Source organism: Cryobacterium flavum, from assembly GCF_900103805.1.
GTDB classification, from domain to species: domain Bacteria; phylum Actinomycetota; class Actinomycetes; order Actinomycetales; family Microbacteriaceae; genus Cryobacterium; species Cryobacterium flavum.
This window is the reverse complement of sequence record NZ_FNIB01000010.1, coordinates 1-18,574: the sequence shown is the minus strand read 5'-3', so window position 1 is coordinate 18,574 and position 18,574 is coordinate 1. Positions and strand designations below refer to the sequence as shown.

Annotated in this window: 19 protein-coding genes and 1 tRNA gene; 14 read left to right on the top strand and 6 right to left on the bottom strand. The window is 62.3% G+C overall.

The features are described 5' to 3' along the window. The first annotated feature begins 6 nt into the window (after positions 1–6). From rph to BLS91_RS14480, 3 genes are all read left to right on the top strand, one after another. The gene (gene rph, locus BLS91_RS14490) at positions 7–741 is read left to right on the top strand and encodes a ribonuclease PH (protein WP_092341476.1); all 735 of its coding nucleotides are present in this window, start codon (positions 7–9) and stop codon (positions 739–741) included. Beyond that, a complete protein-coding gene (gene rdgB / locus BLS91_RS14485) occupies positions 741–1,337 on the top strand; it encodes an RdgB/HAM1 family non-canonical purine NTP pyrophosphatase (RefSeq protein WP_092341533.1) in 597 nt (198 codons plus the stop codon). The genes rph and rdgB overlap by 1 nt, the downstream gene beginning before the upstream one ends. A gap of 75 nt (positions 1,338–1,412) precedes the next feature. Then, a complete protein-coding gene (locus tag BLS91_RS14480) occupies positions 1,413–2,321 on the top strand; it encodes a cation diffusion facilitator family transporter (RefSeq protein WP_092341475.1) in 909 nt (302 codons plus the stop codon). A 22-nt stretch (positions 2,322–2,343) separates the two neighbouring features. Here BLS91_RS14480 and BLS91_RS14475 read toward each other — a convergent pair whose 3' ends face one another. The 4 genes from BLS91_RS14475 to BLS91_RS14460 all read right to left on the bottom strand — a co-directional run bounded on the left by BLS91_RS14475 (position 2,344) and on the right by BLS91_RS14460 (position 4,904). Continuing rightward, positions 2,344–3,078 (bottom strand): DedA family protein, encoded by a 735-nt coding sequence (locus BLS91_RS14475; RefSeq protein WP_174774970.1) that lies wholly within the window; start codon positions 3,076–3,078, stop codon positions 2,344–2,346. 123 nt (positions 3,079–3,201) lie between these two features. Continuing rightward, positions 3,202–3,879, bottom strand: a complete 678-nt coding sequence (locus BLS91_RS14470; RefSeq protein WP_092341473.1) for a DedA family protein — start codon at positions 3,877–3,879, stop codon at positions 3,202–3,204. Between the two features lies 1 nt (position 3,880). Next, positions 3,881–3,962 (bottom strand) — tRNA-Leu (locus BLS91_RS14465). 15 nt (positions 3,963–3,977) lie between these two features. Beyond that, complete coding sequence (locus BLS91_RS14460; protein WP_092341472.1) at positions 3,978–4,904, bottom strand: LysR family transcriptional regulator; 927 nt, start codon at positions 4,902–4,904, stop codon at positions 3,978–3,980. A gap of 159 nt (positions 4,905–5,063) precedes the next feature. Here BLS91_RS14460 and BLS91_RS14455 point away from each other — a divergent pair, with 159 nt between their 5' ends. The 7 genes from BLS91_RS14455 to BLS91_RS14425 all read left to right on the top strand — a co-directional run bounded on the left by BLS91_RS14455 (position 5,064) and on the right by BLS91_RS14425 (position 14,068). Further along, the gene (locus BLS91_RS14455) at positions 5,064–6,470 is read left to right on the top strand and encodes an MFS transporter (protein WP_092341471.1); all 1,407 of its coding nucleotides are present in this window, start codon (positions 5,064–5,066) and stop codon (positions 6,468–6,470) included. A 99-nt stretch (positions 6,471–6,569) separates the two neighbouring features. After that, positions 6,570–7,379 carry a 3-hydroxybutyrate dehydrogenase gene (locus tag BLS91_RS14450; RefSeq protein WP_092341470.1) on the top strand — a complete coding sequence of 270 codons (810 nt, stop codon included), beginning with the start codon at positions 6,570–6,572 and terminating at the stop codon, positions 7,377–7,379. 158 nt (positions 7,380–7,537) lie between these two features. Continuing rightward, on the top strand, positions 7,538–8,770 hold the full coding sequence (locus BLS91_RS14445) for a TadA family conjugal transfer-associated ATPase (protein WP_092341469.1): 1,233 nt from the start codon (positions 7,538–7,540) through the stop codon (positions 8,768–8,770). Beyond that, complete coding sequence (locus tag BLS91_RS14440; protein ID WP_092341468.1) at positions 8,767–9,624, top strand: type II secretion system F family protein; 858 nt, start codon at positions 8,767–8,769, stop codon at positions 9,622–9,624. Before BLS91_RS14445 ends, BLS91_RS14440 begins: the two co-directional genes overlap by 4 nt. Before the next feature lie 13 nt (positions 9,625–9,637). Then, the gene (locus BLS91_RS14435) at positions 9,638–10,540 is read left to right on the top strand and encodes a type II secretion system F family protein (protein ID WP_092341467.1); all 903 of its coding nucleotides are present in this window, start codon (positions 9,638–9,640) and stop codon (positions 10,538–10,540) included. 240 nt (positions 10,541–10,780) lie between these two features. Continuing rightward, positions 10,781–12,385, top strand: coding sequence for an ATP-dependent nuclease (locus BLS91_RS14430; protein ID WP_092341466.1), 1,605 nt, complete (start codon positions 10,781–10,783; stop codon positions 12,383–12,385). Then, the gene (locus BLS91_RS14425; protein WP_092341465.1) at positions 12,386–14,068 is read left to right on the top strand and encodes a UvrD-helicase domain-containing protein; all 1,683 of its coding nucleotides are present in this window, start codon (positions 12,386–12,388) and stop codon (positions 14,066–14,068) included. A 280-nt stretch (positions 14,069–14,348) separates the two neighbouring features. Here BLS91_RS14425 and BLS91_RS14420 read toward each other — a convergent pair whose 3' ends face one another. Continuing rightward, on the bottom strand, positions 14,349–14,828 hold the full coding sequence (locus BLS91_RS14420; RefSeq protein WP_092341464.1) for a hypothetical protein: 480 nt from the start codon (positions 14,826–14,828) through the stop codon (positions 14,349–14,351). Positions 14,829–15,033: 205 nt separating this feature from the next. On the opposite strand from BLS91_RS14420, the gene BLS91_RS14415 reads away from it, so the two are divergent. From BLS91_RS14415 to BLS91_RS14405, 3 genes are all read left to right on the top strand, one after another. Next, the gene (locus BLS91_RS14415; protein ID WP_134505243.1) at positions 15,034–15,435 is read left to right on the top strand and encodes a hypothetical protein; all 402 of its coding nucleotides are present in this window, start codon (positions 15,034–15,036) and stop codon (positions 15,433–15,435) included. Positions 15,436–15,548: 113 nt separating this feature from the next. Continuing rightward, on the top strand, positions 15,549–16,748 hold the full coding sequence (locus BLS91_RS14410; RefSeq protein WP_092341462.1) for an adenine-specific methyltransferase EcoRI family protein: 1,200 nt from the start codon (positions 15,549–15,551) through the stop codon (positions 16,746–16,748). Then, positions 16,745–17,917, top strand: coding sequence for an HNH endonuclease family protein (locus BLS91_RS14405; protein ID WP_092341461.1), 1,173 nt, complete (start codon positions 16,745–16,747; stop codon positions 17,915–17,917). The genes BLS91_RS14410 and BLS91_RS14405 overlap by 4 nt, the downstream gene beginning before the upstream one ends. Positions 17,918–17,948: 31 nt before the next feature. Here BLS91_RS14405 and BLS91_RS14400 read toward each other — a convergent pair whose 3' ends face one another. Next, complete coding sequence (locus BLS91_RS14400; protein WP_092341460.1) at positions 17,949–18,158, bottom strand: hypothetical protein; 210 nt, start codon at positions 18,156–18,158, stop codon at positions 17,949–17,951. 196 nt (positions 18,159–18,354) lie between these two features. Between BLS91_RS14400 and BLS91_RS19985 the strand changes: the two genes are divergently transcribed. After that, complete coding sequence (locus tag BLS91_RS19985) at positions 18,355–18,495, top strand: hypothetical protein (RefSeq protein WP_159433872.1); 141 nt, start codon at positions 18,355–18,357, stop codon at positions 18,493–18,495. Positions 18,496–18,574 lie beyond the last annotated feature (79 nt).

Sequence of the window (18,574 nt, the reverse complement as noted above, 5' to 3'; positions counted from 1 at the left end):
TACACCGTGACCGAAACCCTGCGCGCCGACGGGCGCAGCAACGACGAACTGCGCCCGATCACGATCGAGCGTGGCTGGAGCGACCAGGCCGAAGGATCGGCCTTGATCTCCTACGGCCGCACCAAGGTGCTCTGCACCGCGTCGTTCACCAATGGCGTTCCGCGCTGGATGAGCGGCAAGGGCAAGGGCTGGGTCACCGCTGAGTACTCGATGCTGCCGCGTTCGACCAACAGCCGCATGGACCGCGAATCGGTCAAGGGCAAGATCGGCGGTCGCACCCACGAGATCAGCCGCCTGATCGGCCGCAGCCTGCGCGCCGTCGTTGACATGAAGGCGCTCGGCGAGAACACCCTCGTGCTCGACTGCGACGTTCTTCAGGCCGATGGCGGGACCCGCACCGCAGCCATTACCGGCGCCTACGTAGCCCTCGCCGACGCCCTCGAGTGGGGACGCACCAAGAAGTTCATCTCGCAGAAGGCGCAGCCGCTCATCGACAGTGTCTCGGCCGTGTCCGTCGGCATCATCGGCGGGGTGCCCATGCTCGACCTCGCTTACACCGAAGACGTGCGCGCCGACACCGACATGAACGTCGTCGTCACCGGGCGCGGCAAGTTCGTCGAGGTGCAGGGTACCGCCGAGGCTGCGCCGTTCGACCGCAGCGAGCTCGACACTCTGCTCGACCTCGCACTGAAGGGCGCCGTCACCTTGACCGAATTCCAGACCAGCGCGCTGGCGAGCTGATCGTGCAGATCGTTCTGGCCACCCACAACGCCCATAAGGTCGAGGAACTTCGGCGCATTCTGGCCCCGCAACTTCCCGGTGTGGAGGTGCTCGCCTATGACGGCCCCGAACCGGTCGAGGACGGCATCAGCTTCACCGAAAACGCCCTGATCAAGGCTCGTGCCGCCGCAGCGCACACCGGACTGCCGGCGATCGCTGACGACTCGGGCATCTGCGTCGACATTCTCGGCGGCGCACCCGGAATCTTCTCGGCGCGTTGGTCGGGGCCAGCCAAGGACGCCGGCGAGAACCTGCGCCTGCTGCTCTGGCAGCTTAGTGACGTGTCCGAGGAACACCGCGACGCCCACTTCACCTGTGTGGCCGCCCTCGCCCTGCCCGACGGTACCGAGCGGGCCGTGACCGGCGAATGGCCGGGGCAGCTTCTGTTCGAACCGGCCGGCGCCAACGGGTTCGGCTACGACCCGATCTTTCTGCCCGAGGGCTACGCCATTTCGGCCGCCGAGTTGTCGGCCCACGTGAAGAACCAGGTCAGTCATCGGGCGATCGCGTTGGAGGGTCTCGTACCGGTGCTGCGCGAGGTGCTCGGTCAGGCCTAGCGTGCTGAGAACGGCATTCATTCCCAACTAGCCCAGCGGCTGGCGACCGGCCCCTCCCCGCCCTAATCTTGAGCCATGGGCCACGATCACGCGCACGGCACCGGCTCGAACAGGCGGCGACTGACCCTCGCCATCGGCATCGTGGCGTCCGTGCTGCTGCTCGAAGTGATCGGTGCCGCTCTGACCGGATCGCTCGCGCTGCTGGCCGATGCTGGCCACATGCTCTCCGACCTGTTCGGGCTCATCGTCGCTCTGACCGCTACCGTGGTCGCGGCACGTCCGGCGACCGACCGGGCCACCTTTGGCTTTCAACGGGCCGAGGTGTTCGGCGCGCTGATCAACGGTCTGATTCTGCTCGGCGTGGCCGGCGCCGTTTCGGTCGCCGCGATCGCGCGTCTCATTAGTCCGAGCGAGAGCGCGGTGCTGCCCACTCCCATGCTCATCGTCGCCATCATCGGGCTGGCGGCGAACATCGCCGGAATAATGCTGCTGCGCCCGGCGGCCGCTGGGTCGATCAACATGCGCGGCGCCTACCTCGAGGTACTCGGGGACGCGCTCGGGTCGGTCGCCGTGATCGTCGCGGCCATCGTCATCCTCCTGACCGGTTTTACCGGGGCGGATGCCGTCGCCTCGCTGGTCATCGCCGCCATGATCGTGCCGCGCGCCTTTGTGCTGCTTCGTGACGTGGTGCGCGTGTTCAGCCAATCGACGCCGGCCGACACCGATATTTGCGAGATTCGACGCCATCTCCTCGGCACTGCCGGTGTGGTCGCCGTGCACGATGTGCATGTCTGGGCCATCACCAGCGGAGCCCATGTGTTCACCGCACACATTGTCGTGGAGGCGACGGTGCTCGCACGCGGCACTGACGCTCTGCTCGATGAGCTGTCCGGATGCCTCAGCACACACTTCGACGTAGCACACTCGACGTTTCAGCTGGAACCAACCGAGCACGCCGAGCACGAAGACCACCAGCACCGTTGAATTTGCTGGAGCCCTGAGCCGATCAGCCCTCGTGGCGCCCGTTGTGGTTGGTCTTGAACGTCTCGGGGTCGAGCAGGTGGCTGCCGGTCTCGCTCGTGGGCTGGCCGCGCAGCCGGCGGGCCTTCACGACGGACTGCACGTAGTGGTACACCGTGGGGATGAGGGTGACGACCACTGCGCCGAGCAGGATCAGGTCGATGTACTTCGTGACGAATTCGGCCACCGGTGGAATGTAGCCCAGGAAGTATCCGCCGAAGGTGAGGCCGGCCCCCCAGAGCAGTGCGCCGATCAAGTTGTATAGGGTGTATTTACGGTAGTCCATGTGGCCGACGCCGGCGGCGACCGGTGCGAAAGTGCGCACGATCGGAACGAACCGGGCGACGATGACGGCGACGCCGCCGAATCGCACGAAGAATGCGTTCGTGCGGTCTACGTTCTTGATGCTGAACAGGCCGGATTCCTTGCGTTCAAAGACGCGGGGACCGAATTTATGCCCGATCAGATAGCCCACCTCACCGCCGAGGAAGGCCGCGAAGCCGATTGCCAGCGCCACCCACCAGATGTCGATCCGGATGACGCCGGCGGCGGGAAAGGCGAGCAGTCCGGTGATGACCAGCAGGGTGTCGCCCGGCAGCAGAAACCCGACCAGGAGGCCGGTCTCGGCAAAGACGATCGCGCAGACGACGAGCAGGGCCCAGGGGCCGGCCGACTCGATGATGTGCGTCGGGTCGAGCCAGGGAATCAGTGCGGTGTGAATCACGCGGGGAACTCCAGTCGGCGGGGGGCAGACGTTCGGGTAACGACGGCGGATGCCGAGACACAGGGTATCGCCTCATGGTGAGAAAATGCCGGGCCGCCACCCCCTGAAACAGGGGGTAGGTCAGCCGACTGGGGGGCTGATTTCGAGGTCTCTGGCCGTGGCATCCGCTTTACGCTGGGCGCGGTCGATGCGCCAGGTGCGAAACCCGACCACGATCGACGCCGTGATGAGCACGCCAGCGATAATGTACGCCGCACTCTTGACGCCGGGGATCGTCGCCGCGTAATAGCCGGTGAGGGTGAGCCCGACGCCCCAGGATAGCGCTCCGAGCAGATTGCTGGTGAGAAATTTGTAGTAATTCATGCGGCCGACGCCGGCGACCACCGGAACGAAGACCCGAGCCCACGGCATGAATCGGGCGATGACCACGGACCACCAGCCGAACTTGCGGTAGAAGGATTCGGTTTTGATGATCGCGGCCTGGGTGCGTCGACCGCCGTGACGTTCGAGGTAACCGCGCCCGTAGTGACGACCGAGCAGAAACCCGACCTGGTCGCCGAGGAACGCCGCGATGCCGGTGCCGATGACCAGGATCACGATGTTGATGTTGCCCGTGGAAGCGGCCACGAGGCCGGAACCGAACAACAGCGAGTCACCGGTGATGAACGGAATGAACACGCCCAGAAAAAGTGCTGTTCCGGCGAAGACCAGACCCCAAATGAGCAGGTAGAAAAGAACGGCGCCCGTATGTGAGAGTACGTCGTTCAACGTGCTGTCGAGTGCTGAAATAGGGACCATGTGCGGGAGAGGGGACTTGAACCCCCACGCTCGAAAGCACAGGAACCTAAATCCTGCGTGTCTGCCAATTCCACCACTCCCGCGGGTGTGTTCCTAGTCTAGATGGTGGGGTCGTTGCCGAGCAGCGCTGCCGCATAGGACTCCATCTGGGCGCGGAGCGCAGCGACGAGCGCCGCCACCGCCGGCAGCCGCAGTGACTCGGTGCGGAGGACCATCCAGTACGGCAGTCGTTCCTGAAAATCTTCCGGCAGCAGGCGCACTAGATCACTGTGCTGATCGGCCATGAAGCAGGGTAGGAATCCGATTCCGGCGCCGGCCCTGGTTCCCTCGACGTGCACGAACACGTTGGTGGAGCTGAGCGACTCCCGCATCTGCGGGACGAGCCGCCGGGGGGCGTCGAGGTCGTCGACCTGAAGCATCGAATCCACAAAATAGACCAGCGGATGCTCGGTCAGCTCGGCGATGGTGGTCGGTGTGCCGTGGGTCTTCAGGTACTGGCGTGAGGCGTACATTCCGAGGTTGTAGTAGCCGAGCAGAATGGACTCGGCCCGGTGCACCTGGGGTTCACCGACGACGATCTCGATGTCCAGCCCCGAACGGTGCTGCAGGGCGCGGCGGGTGACGGTGACGATTTCTACCCGCAACAGCGGATGCCGTCGCTGCAGGGTTGCCACGGCCGGAGCCGCGATGTAAGCGCTGAAGCCGTCCGTCGCCGACATGCGCACCACGCCGGAGATCTGTTGGGCTTCACTGTCGGAGCCACGCAGCAGGGTGACGGCGGATTCCACTCCCTCGGCCGCGGTGCGTGCGCGTTCTCCGAGCTCGGTCAGCTCCCAGCCGCCGACGGCGCGCGCCAGCAGACGACCGTCGAGGGCCTTTTCGAGGGCCGCGATGCGCCGCGACACGGTGGTGTGGTTCAGGCCCAGGCCCTCCGCCGCGGTGGTGAACCGGCCGGTGCGGGCGACGGCCAGAAAGATGAGCAGATCGTCGGGATTGGGAGCGGTACCTATCGCTGGAAAGGTCATATCTGCAATTATGCACACGCGTTCTGTCGTTTTGGCTCTTGTTGCCCGACCGTCGTGCGTGAATACTCAGTCAAGTCGTGCTTCTGTTGTAGACGACCGAATCCTTCCCGCACACCTCACGCCAAGTACGTGTCATTGACGACACAAAGGAGACAGATAATGAGTGTCAATCAACGCGTTGGGGCTGCCGGTTCCGGCAAGGCCACGCGCACCGCTGGCAGCGAAACCGAGAAATCCGGCCTCAAGAAGATTGTCGCCGCTTCCATGGTCGGCACGGTCGTGGAATGGTACGAGTTCTTCCTCTACGCGACTGCCGCCAGCCTGGTTTTCGGCACGGTCTTTTTTCCTAACGCCGGCAGTGAGCTTGACGGCATCATCGCCGCGTTCCTCACCTATGCTGTCGGATTCATCGCCCGCCCGCTTGGTGGCATCGTCTTCGGTCAGATCGGGGACAAGCTCGGACGCAAGCACACCCTGCAGGTGACGATCATCATGGTCGGTGCCGCCACCTTCCTGATGGGCTGTCTGCCCGGCTTCGACACCATCGGCTACTGGGCTCCGGCGCTGCTCGTGGCCCTCCGCTTCATCCAGGGCTTCGCCGTCGGTGGTGAGTGGGGCGGCGCCGTTCTCCTGGTCGCCGAGCACAGCCCGAACCAGTCCCGCGGTTTCTGGTCGAGCTGGCCGCAGGCCGCCGTTCCGTTGGGCAACCTGCTCGCCACGCTCGTGCTGCTCACTATGACGTGGATCCTTCCGCCCGAGCAGTTCCTCAGCTGGGGCTGGCGTGTGGCCTTCTGGCTCTCTGCGATCATCGTCGTGATCGGTTACTACATTCGCACCCATGTCAGCGAAGCCCCGATCTTTCTCGAGGCCCGCGCGCAGGTTGAAGCTGAGAAGGCCATCAACTACGGCGTGCTCGAGGTCGTGCGCAAGTACCCGAAGGGTATTCTCGGAGCCATGGGGCTGCGGTTCGCCGAGAATATCCTGTATTACATCATCGTGAGTTTCACGATCGTCTACCTGAAGACCGTGCACGAATACGACACGGGGCAGTTGCTGATCGCCCTGCTCATCGCGCACGTCGTGCACTTCATCGTGATTCCGCAGGTCGGCCGGCTTTCCGACCGCATCGGCCGCAAGCCCGTCTACCTGGCCGGTGCTGTGCTCGGTGCCACCTGGGCGTTCTTCGCCTTCCCGATGTTCGACACGCTGAACCCCGTGCTCATCATCCTCGCCGTCACGGTGGGCTTGTGCTTCCACGCCCTGATGTACGCGGGCCAGCCCGCCATCATGGCTGAGATGTTCCCGACCCGCATGCGTTATTCGGGGGTGTCGCTCGGCTACCAGGTCACGTCGATTCTGGCCGGCTCCATGGCGCCGATCATCGCGGCCGCCCTTCTGCAGCAGTACAACACCTGGGTTCCGGTTGCCATCTACATCATGGTCGCCTGCGCGATCACGGTGGTCGCCGTAGTCACTCTCAAGGAGACCAAGGGAGTGTCGCTGCGCGAGGTCGACGCCGTGGACGCCCGCAAGCACGGGCTCGAGCCCGTGAGTACCGGCAACTGACCCGGCTTGTGTAACCCCGGTCCGAGAGGCGGGGCGCCGTTGGTGCCCCGCCTCTCGCCGACCCGCCCCGTGCAGCGATCGTGCAATCTAAGGAACATCATGACTGATCTCACCGACGCCGTCAGCGTCAGCGCTATTCCCACCGCCGAACAGCCCCTCGCGGGGCGTCGCGCCCTGGTCACGGGCGGTGCGAGCGGCATCGGCGCCGCCGTCGTGCGGGCGCTCGCCGCCCGCGGCGCGCACGTCGTCGTCGCCGACATCGACACGGCTAGTGCTACGGCACTGGCCGAGGAGGTGGGCGGGTCGATCTGGACCGTCAACCTGATGGACACCGAGGCCCTCAGCGACGAGGCCCTGGCCACGGCACTGAACGGCGTCGACATTCTGGTCAACAACGCCGGAATCCAACGGATCAATCCGATCCAGTCCTTTGCGCCGGCCGATTTTCACAATATTCTGACCCTCATGTTGGAGGCGCCGTTCCTGCTGATTCGGGCAGTGCTGCCGCAGATGTACGCGGCCAATTTCGGACGCATCATCAACGTGTCGTCGGTGCACGGCATTCGCGCCTCGCCGTTCAAGAGCGCCTACGTGGCGGCCAAGCACGGGCTCGAGGGCCTGTCCAAGGTGACCGCGCTCGAGGGCGGCGCCCACGGGGTTACGAGCAACTGTGTGGCTCCGGGCTATGTACGCACGCCCCTGGTCGAAAAGCAGATCACCGACCAGGCACTCGTGCACGGTATTCCGGAGGCCGAGGTGCTCAGCAAGATCATGCTCACCGAGAGCGCGATCAAGCGGCTGGTGGAACCGGCCGAGGTCGGCTCGCTCGTGGCCTGGCTCGCCTCCGACGACGCCGCCATGGTCACCGGTTCGAGCTATACGATGGACGGCGGCTGGTCGGCCCGCTGACGCTGAGTCGACATACTGCACCGGCCAGGCTGGCCCTGACGGATGATCGCAACGGATGCCCGACATCCGTTGCGATTATTTTTGCTGTTCAGGGAACAGAAAAACAAGCCCTGTGCATAACTTGCCCGAGAATTCTTAAAACAGGCCATCATTCGGGGATGACCGAAGCCGTTCGTATCATCACAGAGCAAGTGCGAATGCGGGTGCGCCGTGAAGGCGTCGACCTGGCAGCGAACAACACCCTGGTGGAGCAGTATGTGCGCGACGAACTGCGCCGCTACAGTGAGCGGGCGCTAGGCGGGCTCGCCCCAATGATCGCTGACGAGCACCAGGCCGCCCGCGAGGTTGTGGCAGCGCTCACCGGCTTCGGCGTGCTGCAGCCGTTTCTCGACGATCCGGAGATCGAAGAAATTTGGATCAATGGTCCGGCCCGAGTATTCGTGGCGCGCGACGGCGTGCCAGAGCTCACGACTTTGTTGCTCGCCGAGCAGGACGTGCGCGACCTGGTCGAGCGGATGCTGCAGGCCTCCGGCCGCCGCGTCGACCTCTCGTCGCCCTTCGTCGACGCCTCCCTGCCCGACGGTTCCCGTCTTCACGTGGTGATCCCCGACATAACGCGCAAATACTGGGCCGTGAATATTCGCAAGTTCACCCGGCGCATCCGCGACCTCAACCAATTGGTCGGGCTGGGTGCGCTCACCCAGCAGGCCGCTGATTTTCTGCGGATCTGCGTGCTCGGCGGGCAGAACATTCTGGTGTCCGGTGCCACGCAGACCGGCAAAACCACGATGCTGAACGCTCTGCTCTCCTCGACCCGGCCAGGCGAACGCATCGTGACCGTCGAGGAAACCTTCGAACTCGATCTGTCGGCGCGGGACGTCGTCGCCATGCAGTGCCGCCAGCCGAGCCTGGAGGGCACCGGGGAGATCACCCTGCGGCGCCTGATCAAGGAGTCGCTGCGGATGCGCCCCGACCGGCTCGTCGTCGGCGAGGTGCGCGAGGCTGAGAGTCTCGACCTGCTCATCGCCCTCAACAGTGGTCTGCCCGGGATGTGTTCGATTCATGCCAACAGTGCCAGGGATGCGCTCGCGAAGCTCTCGACCCTGCCGCTGCTGGCCGGCCGCAACATCGACTCCTCGTTCGTGCTCCCGACCGTGGCAGGCTGCATTGATATCGTGGTGCACTGCGAAATCGACCGGCACGGCCGAAGGCGGGTCACCGAGATCATCGCCCCGAGCGGCCAGCTGGCGGGGTCGACGATCGAGGCGAGCCCGCTGTTCCTCTCGCCGCACGGGCACCTCGAGCCCACCGGTTCGCACCCCACGAAGCTCGCCAAGTTTCGTGCGGCCGGCGTCGACCCGGCGTCGGTGTTGCGGCAGGGGGCCGCATGACTCTCGTACTGGGGTGCCTGCTGGGTAGCGGTCTCGTGCTCGTTCTCGCCCCGTTCCTCTGGCCGGCCGGATCCACGCCCAAACGTGCCGGAGTGGGGGAGCGGATGCGGGTGCGCCTGGTTCAGGGCGGCCTGCGGTCGGTGCCGGTGCCGGCGTTCCTGGCGCTGTCTGCGATCGCGGGGGTGGCATCCGCTGCCCTGGTGCACGGAATCTTCGCTGTTCTCGCGCTCAGCGCGGTCGCCGGGCTGGTCGGGCTGCTGCTGCCGTGGCTGATCGTGTCGTGGCGGGCGGCGGCCAGGCGTCGCGCCAACCGCACGGTGTGGCCCGACGTCGTCGACCATCTGGTGTCGGCTCTGCGCTCCGGGCTGGCGTTGCCCGACAGCGTGAGCAGCCTCGCCCAGGCCGGACCGCCGGCGACGCGCACCGCGTTCGCGCAGTTCGAGCGTGAATACCGCGCCACCGGCAATTTCACGTACTGCGTTGACGAGCTCAAACGTTCCCTCGCCGACCCGGTCGCCGATCGCATTCTGGAAACCCTGCGGATGGCGCGAGAGGTCGGCGGAAGCGACCTCACCCTCGTGCTGCGCAGCCTTGCCGCCTGGCTCAGGCAGGATGCCGCGGTGCGGCTCGAGGTGGAAGCCCGCCAGTCGTGGGTGGTCAATGCGGCCCGCCTCGGCGTCGCAGCTCCGTGGATCATTCTGGTTCTGCTCGCCTCCCGCCCCGAAGCCGCCATCGCCTACAACTCGCCGGCTGGCATTGTGGTGATCGCGAGCGGCCTGGCCCTGTCTGTCATCGCCTACCGAGTGATGATCGCCCTCGGCCGTCTGCCGGAGGAACGCCGATGGTTTTCGTAGGCGGGTGTCGTCGATGAGCGCCGCCCTGAGTTCGTCTGCCCTGAGTTCGTCTGCACTGGGCTGGGCCGTACTGTGCGGTACCGGCCTCGGTGTGGGGTTGTGGTCGCTCGTTAGCCTGACGCCGCGGCTGACCCGGCCCCGACTGATTGACCGCGTGGTGCCCTACATCCTCGATATTTCCCCGGAAGCGCGCCACATTGTGGCCCGGCGAACGGTGAACCCGCTTCCCGTGCTCGGCAGCCTGTTCGCCCCACTGTTCGGCGCGCTCACTCGGGGGCTGTCGAGTCTTCTCGGCGGCAGCGACACCGTTGCCCGGCGTCTGCACCAGTCCGGCTCGGCGAAAACTGTCCTGGAGTTTCGCTCCGTGCAATTGGTCTGGGCGTTGCTCGCGTTCGCTGTTGGAACGGTGGTCACCATCGTTGCCCTGCCCGAACTTTTGCTGCCCGCCCGTCTGGTTGTACCGTTCGTTGCAGCGATCGGCGGGGCGATGCTGCGGGATTGGCTGCTCCAGCGCGCAGCGACCGCACGCTTGGCGCGCATGCGCAGCGAACTGCCGACCATTCTGGAATTCCTCACCCTGTCCCTGTCGGCAGGGGAAGGCATCCTGGACTCGATCCGCCGGGTGTCGCGTACGAGCTCGGGGGAGCTGTCGCGAGAATTCGCCGGGGTCGTCGCCGACGTGCACATCGGGGTGCCGATCGGGGCGGCGCTGCAGTCACTGTCGCGCAGCATCCAGTTGCCGGAGGTGACCCGGTTTGTCGACCAGGTCACCGGTGCACTCGACCGTGGGTCGCCGCTGGCCGAGGTGTTGCGAGCGCAGGCGCAGGACTCCCGCGACCAAACCAAACGCACACTGCTCGAGCTGGCCGGCAAGAAAGAAGTCGCGATGCTCGTGCCGCTGGTACGGGGATCATGAGGCGATTTTTGAGGCTCTATTTTCTTTGAAGCTATCAAGCATCCGGTGAACAACCTTGATTACAAGGCGGGCGAAGTCTGAACTTATAGCCAATTGGCCGGGATCGTCGCGAATGGGATACTGGGCTATGCCCAAATGTGATGTGCATCTGACTATCCCCGCCCCTGGATATCTTTTAGATGCCCGACAACATGGAGCAGCGCTCCAAAGTTTTGGCCCGCAGGATTGCGAAGCGGACGTATGAAGCTCACAAGACTTAAGGTAGAGAATTACCGTCGGCTCGCCGATCTTCAAATTGAGGTGCGGGAGCATCTCGTGTTGGTGGGTGCCAACGACGTTGGCAAGTCGTCGCTCCTGCGTTGCCTCGAGTTTTTGCTCGGGGCGAGCACGGCTCAGCTCTACTCACAGATCAGCATTGATGACTTCAGAGATTCCGATCAACCTTTCGTGATCGAGGCGGTGCTTGCGGATTTCACAACGGCCGACCAGGCCCTTTTTCCCGACGAGATTCACCATGACCCTGCGACGTCGTCCTCGCGACTCATCATTCGGCTGACGGCGACGGTCGATGACAGTGAGACTGTGACGATCGAACGTGCGGCACCTGAGGGTGGCACGGGACGCCAGCTGTCGCGTGACCAACTTGTGGGGCTAGGTTGGAAGTTCCTCAGCGCGACCGCTCAGACTCGGGACCTGCGAGAGGATCGTAGATCCGCCCTTGACGACATACTCAAAGCTGTCGACCTCGGGAGTGAAAAGGAAAACTTTGAGGCGATCGCTACCAGCCTCGCAGCCACGCTGAGTGATTCAAAGACGCTGAAAAAGCTGCGCAATTCACTCGCTGGCCAGCTCTCGAAAGCACTGCCCGAGAAGATCAATCGAGACGACCTATCGTTCGTTCCCGGAGCCGCCGCTGACGATGATCCGCTCAGTGATGTGCGTCTTCAGGTAAGAAAGAATGGTGTCGCGCACGACCTCTCCGCGCAATCCGACGGAACCCGAGCGCTATACGCGATTGCGCTCTACGACCTCATGAGCGTCGGAGCCAATGTGGTGGGTATCGACGAGCCCGAGGTGCATCTACACCCGACGAGTCAGCGCAGCCTCGCGCGACTGCTGAAGAGCAATCCAAATCAAAAGATCATCGCGACTCATTCATCGGATATTGTCAGCGCGTTCGACGCCGATTCTATAGTCGTGGTGCGCGCAGGCGGCGAGGTCGTTCAGCCCGCGGCAGGATTTTTGTCCGCAGACGAGAAGTTGGTCGTGCGCTGGTGGGTGCGCGATCGCCTCGAGCCGCTTACATCCCGTCGGGTGCTCGCCGTCGAAGGGCCGTCGGATCGCATCGTCCTTGAGCGCGCTGCCGATCTCACCGATCGCAATCTCGACCGCCTCGGCGTCTCGATCGTCGAGGCGGGGAGTAAAACTGCCATGCCGTCCGTAGAAAAGCTTTTCGGGACGACGGGATTCCGCGTCCCCCTCTCTCAGCTCGTTGACGAGGATGCCGAAGTCAGCACGGCCAAACGCCTCGGCGTGGCTGAAGCAGATCTACCCAGTCACTCCGTCTGGGTCTCGCGGATCGATTTGGAAGACGAGTACGTGCGGGCAATCGGTGCATCGGCAGTGTGGTCTGCGTTGCATGCGTCAACAATGTTCACCCCGAACCAGCTCAAAGCCTGCGCCGCAACCGGCGCCGACGGCTCCTACACGGATCAAGACGTCGCTGCCTTCTGTCGCCGGTACAAAGTCGAGGCGGCCATTGTCATTGCGGGCATGCTGACCGAGTCGACTGCCGTGGCGATCACCAGTATCGAAAACATTCTGCAAGAGGCGGCGAGCGTCTAGGTGTTCTCCCCAACACCAAAACAGCGAGAAATCCGAGACTATCCGGGTCTAGATCTCCTCGTCGTCGCTCCCGCGGGATGCGGGAAAACGGAAGCGCTCGCCCTCCGCATTCAGGGCCTACTGACCCGAGGGGAAATCTCCGCGCCACAGAAAATCCTCGTCACCACGTTTTCCAACCGTGCCCGGGACAACCTAAAGGAGCGGCTCAAGGCGTATTTGCCTCCGTCCATTATGAGAGACCGAGTGAGTGTCGCGAACTTCCACGGGCTCGCGGCGCGATTAATCAGGGCGCATGCAAACGTGATCGGTCTTGACCCTGAGCTGACGCTCCCCGAGAGCGATTGGGTTTCCGAACAACTCCGTACTCGCCGCGCTTCTTGGGACGATCAAAGCCAAGTGAAGGCTGCGCTTCAGAAGACAAAGCAGCAAGCGCTCACCGATGACCAAGTCGAGGTAGAACTCGAACGCTTGGGAATCGGCATGGCCCTGGACATCGAGCAGTTGAGGAAAGTGGAAGGCCGGCTGACTTACGACGACCTGCCACGACTGGCCGAACTCATACTTAGCAACGAACACGTAGCCGCGCTATACGTCGCGCATTTTGGCGCTGTCGTCGTCGACGAATATCAGGACCTTACTCCCCAGCAACTTCGTATTGTGAACTACATCGGTTACGGCCGGACGACCTATGCCGGCGACCTGGCGCAGGGCATCTATGGCTTCGCAGGTGCTGCCCCCTCGGAAATCGACAGCGCAGTCCGCGATGAATGCGCCACTGTTATTGAGTTCTCCGAGTCGCACCGGTCATCCCCGGCCGTGATCAACATGGTGAACTCCCTGGCGTCGCTCACGGCGGGCCAGGCGCTCACATGCGCCGACCCTGCAACGTGGCCATCCGGCGGCCTGGCCGGGTCGGTAGCTCACAAGAGTGCCGATGCGGAGGCTGCTTGGATCGTGAAGATAGCGCGCGCTCTTCTTCTCCGCGCCCCCGGCCAACGGATCGGGGTGATCGCTCGCACAGGACCGCGTCGTCGATTTGTCGACGAGGCAATCGCTCAAACTGACCTCCCACATTTCAGATGGGACGACGGGGTTCTTGATACGGACACGGCCAAGCTGATCAAGGCCATGCTCGCCAGATTCGATCTCGCAGGGTATTCGGGTGCCTCGGACAAAATGGCGTTCCTCCGCAAAGCAGCTGGCATCGAAACGATCGTGGACGTCGATATCCTGAAGGGTACCGTCGACGCGCTCGGATGGGTGGACGACCTGCTAAACGCTTCGGTCAGTCCTCAGGACATCCGTAGCCGCATCAAGATCGGCGACGCATCCACCCTTATTACGAGCGCGGGAGTTCACCTGCTGAGCGGCCACGTCGGGAAAGGGCAACAGTTCGACTGGGTTGTAGTCGTCGGTGTCGAGGAAGACTTCATTCCGTTTTCAATGGCGGCTACGCCGGACCAAATCACGGAGGAGGCGCGGGTCCTGTCCGTCATGGTATCCCGCGCCCGGCACGGGGCAATCTTGAGCCGAGCGACTTCCGTTCCAACAAATGCTGGGTATGCACGGGCGCGACAGCCGTCTCGATTTCTCGCGCAGATTGCTTCTAGCAATCCGCTAAATGCGGCCGACCTCGTCACGTGGTTCCGGGAAGCGGACTGGGAAGCGATTTCGGTCCGCTGAGGATTGTCAAGCCCTGGGTCTAATGGAGGTTCTTGATCACCCGGAAAGTGTAGGGCCCGGCGTTAACACTGCGCGCAAGAAGCGGTTGATGCCTGGTGGTATCGCCGCTCGAGATATTTGACTGCATGCTCCTGGTGCCCATGACGGGAGGAGCTAAGCAGACGGCCCCCAACAGAAATATTTCGTGGCCCCCGAGCGCGCTGGCGGCCACATCGACCAGTGGCCTTAAAGGTCAATAACTGTGGCCCCCAGACGCACGAGTACTCAGGTTGCGAACGCCTCAGGGTGGCTCCAATCTCGGTGTCGAGTTCTGCTGATTGAACTCGCCCATTTGGCGCAGTGTTGCATCTGCGAAGGCATAGCAGAGGGGCTGGAACGACAGAGCCGGCCAATCCCGCCAAGCGCCCTTGAAATTGGTCGTGGTGAACTCGGCCGCAGCCGGCGTGCGTCCCGGTCCGAAGTAGGGCTCGTCGTACCGAGCGAACTGATGAAGGGTCGCGTCAATCGAGTATTCGACCTTGCCGCTATCTGAAGGATATTCCAGCCAGGCATGACCCGACGCCTCGCCGGGACGTCCGGCTTGAACAAAGGTCCAGTCGCCGAGTGCTCGCACTCGGAGTGCCTCAGCAATTGCTATGGAAGCGAACTCGCACCACATGCTTGGCCAGATCGTCTTGAAGTTGCGGCTCGGCTCGTATGGCATGGACAGCATGGCGTCGACGGCCTCTTGCGCTGTCCATTGGGCGGCCTCCCATTCCATCTCTCCACCGTACTGGAGTCCGCCTGCGAGGACTTGTAACTCAGATCAGTCCACGCGTCAACAAGCAGCCGTGAGCCTGACCTCAGGTCGAACCTCCGCCGGAGTTGCAGCTCGTACTAGGCGTCCGTTGAGGTTGAGATCGGAAAGTCGCTACTCCGAAGGAACGATGCCGATGCCGCTGTGGAGAGGGGGGTACGATTACCGCATGTTTTACGCAGCACAAGATGCGGCAGCAACGACCGGAATTCCCACTTCACTGGTGTCGGCGCTCATCGGCGCTCTCGTCGTGGCACTGGCCGGCCTGCTGGGCGCCTTCATCCAGGGGCGGCGGGAACACTCGAAATGGGTGCGCGAGCAGCGGTACACGGCGTACACCGCATATGCTGCGGCTGTAAATCATCTACGAGACGCCATGGAGGCTGGGCAGACGCCTCCCGATCCTGCAGTGGTGCATGCGGCGATTCAGGCGCTGTACATCCTGGGCCCCAGATCCATGAAGGATGCTGCGGTGCGGCTCACGGAAGCAGCACTCACCGACACCGGCTATCCGGACGCACTCAATTCCTATTACCTTGAAGCGAACAGGGTCCTGCGGATCGGCCTTTAGGCGGCCTCCATCGCACCTGCATGCAAGGCCGGCCTCGTGCACCATCGATAGGATGAGGACGTGAAACGCACTTAAATCTTTTGGTGCGCATACCGGGGGATCGAAACCGCGCCATGTCGATAGTAGAGAACAAGACTTCCAACCTGAACGCAGCTAAGGCTGTGAAGAATGACGAGTTCTACACACAGTGGGCCGACATCGAGCGGGAGATGAACGCGTACCGCCAGTACGACGTTGATGTCTTCCGCAACAAGGTGGTGTTACTTCCGTGCGACGATCCGGAATGGTCAAACTTCGCGAAGTTCTTCGCGCTCCATTTTGTCGACTTCGGCTTGAAGAAACTCATCTCTACTTCGTACGCGCCGGAAAGTAATCCGGCAGGCGACCTCTACCAGCCGACTCTTTTTGAGACCGAAAATCCGAAGTATGACGAGACCAAGACGCGTCTCAACGGGAAGAAGTTTGTACTGGAGCGCAACGACATCAACGGGGACGGTGTCGTCAACATCGACGACCTGCAATGGGAGTACCTGGAGGGTAGCGGCGACTTCCGCAGCCTCGAGGTGACTGCCTTGCGCGATGAAGCAGACATTGTGATCACCAACCCTCCTTTTAGCCTCTTTCGTGACTTCGTCGGATGGCTAATGGAAGGGGGCAAAAAGTTCTCGGTAATCGGCAATAACAACGCCACCACATACGTCGAGATCTTTCCTCCGATAAAAGAAAACAAACTGTGGAAGGGGGCCACGGCCAACGCGACTGACATGGTCTTCGGTGTGCCGAAAGGCGCGACTATCAAGGAAGCCGATCGTCTCAAGGCTGAAAGGCTTGGGTACCCGCCGAACGATGATCATGACTTCACGCGGTTGGGCAACGCCTGTTGGTTCACGAATATTGACCATGGCCGCCGTCACGAACCACTTCAGCTCTTGACCATCGAAGACCATATAAAGTACAGCAAGCACAAGGAGATACGCGGCGTCGGGTACCAGCGGTACTACAACTTCCCCGATGCCATCGAGGTTTCGTACGTTGACGCAATTCCTAGTGACTTCGACGGGATCATGGGTGTCCCGATCACCTTTTTGGACAAATATAATCCGGACCAATTTGAGATCGTTGCCAGCGCCGAGGATATGGCCGCGATGCGAGACCTGGGCGTATCCATGCTCGGTCCCGACTTCGTGCAAGCGTACTTCGCAGGAGGCGGTACCGGTGGAATCAGCGTCGGTCACCGCAAGCTCGGATTGACGAAACCCCGCTATTACACGACGTACAAGCGCATTCTCATTCGCCGCAAGGATGCAAAGTGAAAGCTAATCTAATACATCACACGGTCGAGGAGATCCTCGAAGGTTTCATCTACAACGCACATGAAGGGAAAGGCCTCTTCGGCCTAGACGGCAAGCTTGTCATTCAGCCTGAGTACCAGCGAAACTATATCTACAACGACGGCAAACGCGACGTCGCGGTCATCGACTCAATGCTCAAGGATTACCCCCTGGGGCTGATCTACTTCAACGTCGAAGGCGAACAGTTCGAAGTCCTCGATGGGCAGCAACGTATAACCAGCTTCGGCCGCTTCGTGACGGGTGACTTCGCCATCAAGGTGGACGGGAAAGAACAGACGTTCTCGTCGCTGCCGGCCGACTTGAAACAAAAGATCCTGGATACCAAGCTCGACATCTACACATGCGAGGGTACCGAAGCCGAAATTAAGCAATGGTTCGAAACGATCAACATTGCTGGCGTGCCGCTCAACAAGCAGGAGCTGCTCAATGCCATCTACTCTGGCCCGTTCATTACGGCGGCTAAGGCCGCGTACAGCAACTCGAACAACGCCAAGATGCAGAAGTGGCAGTCCTATATCTCTGGCGATCCCAAGCGCCAGGAAATTCTGGCCGAAGCGCTGCATTGGGTTGCGTCCTCAGCCGATCTCAGTGTCGACGCATATCTAGCGCTACACCGCCACGATGAGAACATTACCGAGTTGACGATGTATTTCACCGCGGTGATCGACTGGGTGAGTAACGTCTTCTCGCGCCCTCCCGACAAGGAGATGCGTGGGCTGGATTGGGGGAGCTTCTACGAGCAATGGCATTCGACGGCTTACAGCGCGTCCACCGTCGAGGCGCGGGTTCAAGAGTTGCGAGACGATCCATATGTCCACACTCGGAGGAATATCTACGAGTTTGTACTTGGTGGCGAGATCAAGACCCAGCTTCTTTCAATCCGGCTGTTTGACGAAAAAATCAAGGCGCTGGCTTACAAAAAGCAGACCGATGCCGCGAAGGCTAAAGCCCAGGACGTCTCGAACTGCCCGTACTGCGCCATCAGCACCAACTCCAACAGAGCGCGCACATGGAAGCTGAGCGAGATGGATGCAGATCATGTCACGGCTTGGTCAAAGGGCGGCAAGACCGACTCGGGGAACTGCGAAATGTTGTGCGTGCCCCACAACCGTTCAAAAGGAAACAGGTAGGGTCTTGCGCGCTAACGCGCGCGTAGTCGGGTCACACGACAACATGTAGCGTGAGCGGCGCCGGTCGGAGAATGGTGGCGAGCCGAGCCCGCCGTTCTTCGGTGAAGGGCGGCGCCGTCGCAAGGGTGCGTGCCACCCACGCGGCTGCGGCCGTCGTCTGAGTTGCATTGGCTACAGATGCCGCGATAGCGATGTTGGTAGTTCCGGGCTCGGGGATGATGTGTGCGGTGATCGTGTCCATGCGGTTTCTATGCGCACAGCGCGAAATCGGCTGGAATTGAGCTGCACACACCCGCAACGCGGCCCGACTCCCAGCCCGAAGATCACCAGCGACTCGTAACTCGACCCGGCCCGACTCCCAGCCGATTTTGGCGAGCGCGCATAGAGATCACATGGGGCCATCCGGCCTCGCTTCTCTATTCGTAAAAGGACGCAGCATGACCGTTAGTAAAACCAACCCCACCCTGCTCATCGATGTCAGCGACCGCTACGACGCCTGCATCATCGTCGTTGAAGGCGGACGCATCGTTCTCGAGCAGCTCGAACGCGACAGCCAGCCGGTGTGTCAAGGGCCATGAGGAACGGCCCACTGGCGGCCACTAGAAATGCCCGCTGGTGGCCATGAAAACTGCCCAGTCATGGCCAACAGATCTGCCC

What these genes read in the sequence shown, in the direction of transcription:
- BLS91_RS19985 (WP_159433872.1), top strand. Translation starts at nt 18,355, where the DNA reads ATGACCGTTAGTAAAACCAACCCCACCCTGCTCATCGATGTCAGCGAC.
- BLS91_RS14445 (WP_092341469.1), top strand. Translation starts at nt 7,538, where the DNA reads ATGACCGAAGCCGTTCGTATCATCACAGAGCAAGTGCGAATGCGGGTG.
- BLS91_RS14450 (WP_092341470.1), top strand. Translation starts at nt 6,570, where the DNA reads ATGACTGATCTCACCGACGCCGTCAGCGTCAGCGCTATTCCCACCGCC.
- BLS91_RS14460 (WP_092341472.1), bottom strand. Translation starts at nt 4,904, where the DNA reads ATGACCTTTCCAGCGATAGGTACCGCTCCCAATCCCGACGATCTGCTC.
- BLS91_RS14470 (WP_092341473.1), bottom strand. Translation starts at nt 3,879, where the DNA reads ATGGTCCCTATTTCAGCACTCGACAGCACGTTGAACGACGTACTCTCA.
- BLS91_RS14410 (WP_092341462.1), top strand. Translation starts at nt 15,549, where the DNA reads ATGTCGATAGTAGAGAACAAGACTTCCAACCTGAACGCAGCTAAGGCT.
- BLS91_RS14455 (WP_092341471.1), top strand. Translation starts at nt 5,064, where the DNA reads ATGAGTGTCAATCAACGCGTTGGGGCTGCCGGTTCCGGCAAGGCCACG.
- BLS91_RS14400 (WP_092341460.1), bottom strand. Translation starts at nt 18,158, where the DNA reads ATGGACACGATCACCGCACACATCATCCCCGAGCCCGGAACTACCAAC.
- BLS91_RS14430 (WP_092341466.1), top strand. Translation starts at nt 10,781, where the DNA reads ATGAAGCTCACAAGACTTAAGGTAGAGAATTACCGTCGGCTCGCCGAT.
- BLS91_RS14435 (WP_092341467.1), top strand. Translation starts at nt 9,638, where the DNA reads ATGAGCGCCGCCCTGAGTTCGTCTGCCCTGAGTTCGTCTGCACTGGGC.
- BLS91_RS14415 (WP_134505243.1), top strand. Translation starts at nt 15,034, where the DNA reads ATGTTTTACGCAGCACAAGATGCGGCAGCAACGACCGGAATTCCCACT.
- BLS91_RS14480 (WP_092341475.1), top strand. Translation starts at nt 1,413, where the DNA reads ATGGGCCACGATCACGCGCACGGCACCGGCTCGAACAGGCGGCGACTG.
- BLS91_RS14440 (WP_092341468.1), top strand. Translation starts at nt 8,767, where the DNA reads ATGACTCTCGTACTGGGGTGCCTGCTGGGTAGCGGTCTCGTGCTCGTT.
- BLS91_RS14420 (WP_092341464.1), bottom strand. Translation starts at nt 14,828, where the DNA reads ATGGAATGGGAGGCCGCCCAATGGACAGCGCAAGAGGCCGTCGACGCC.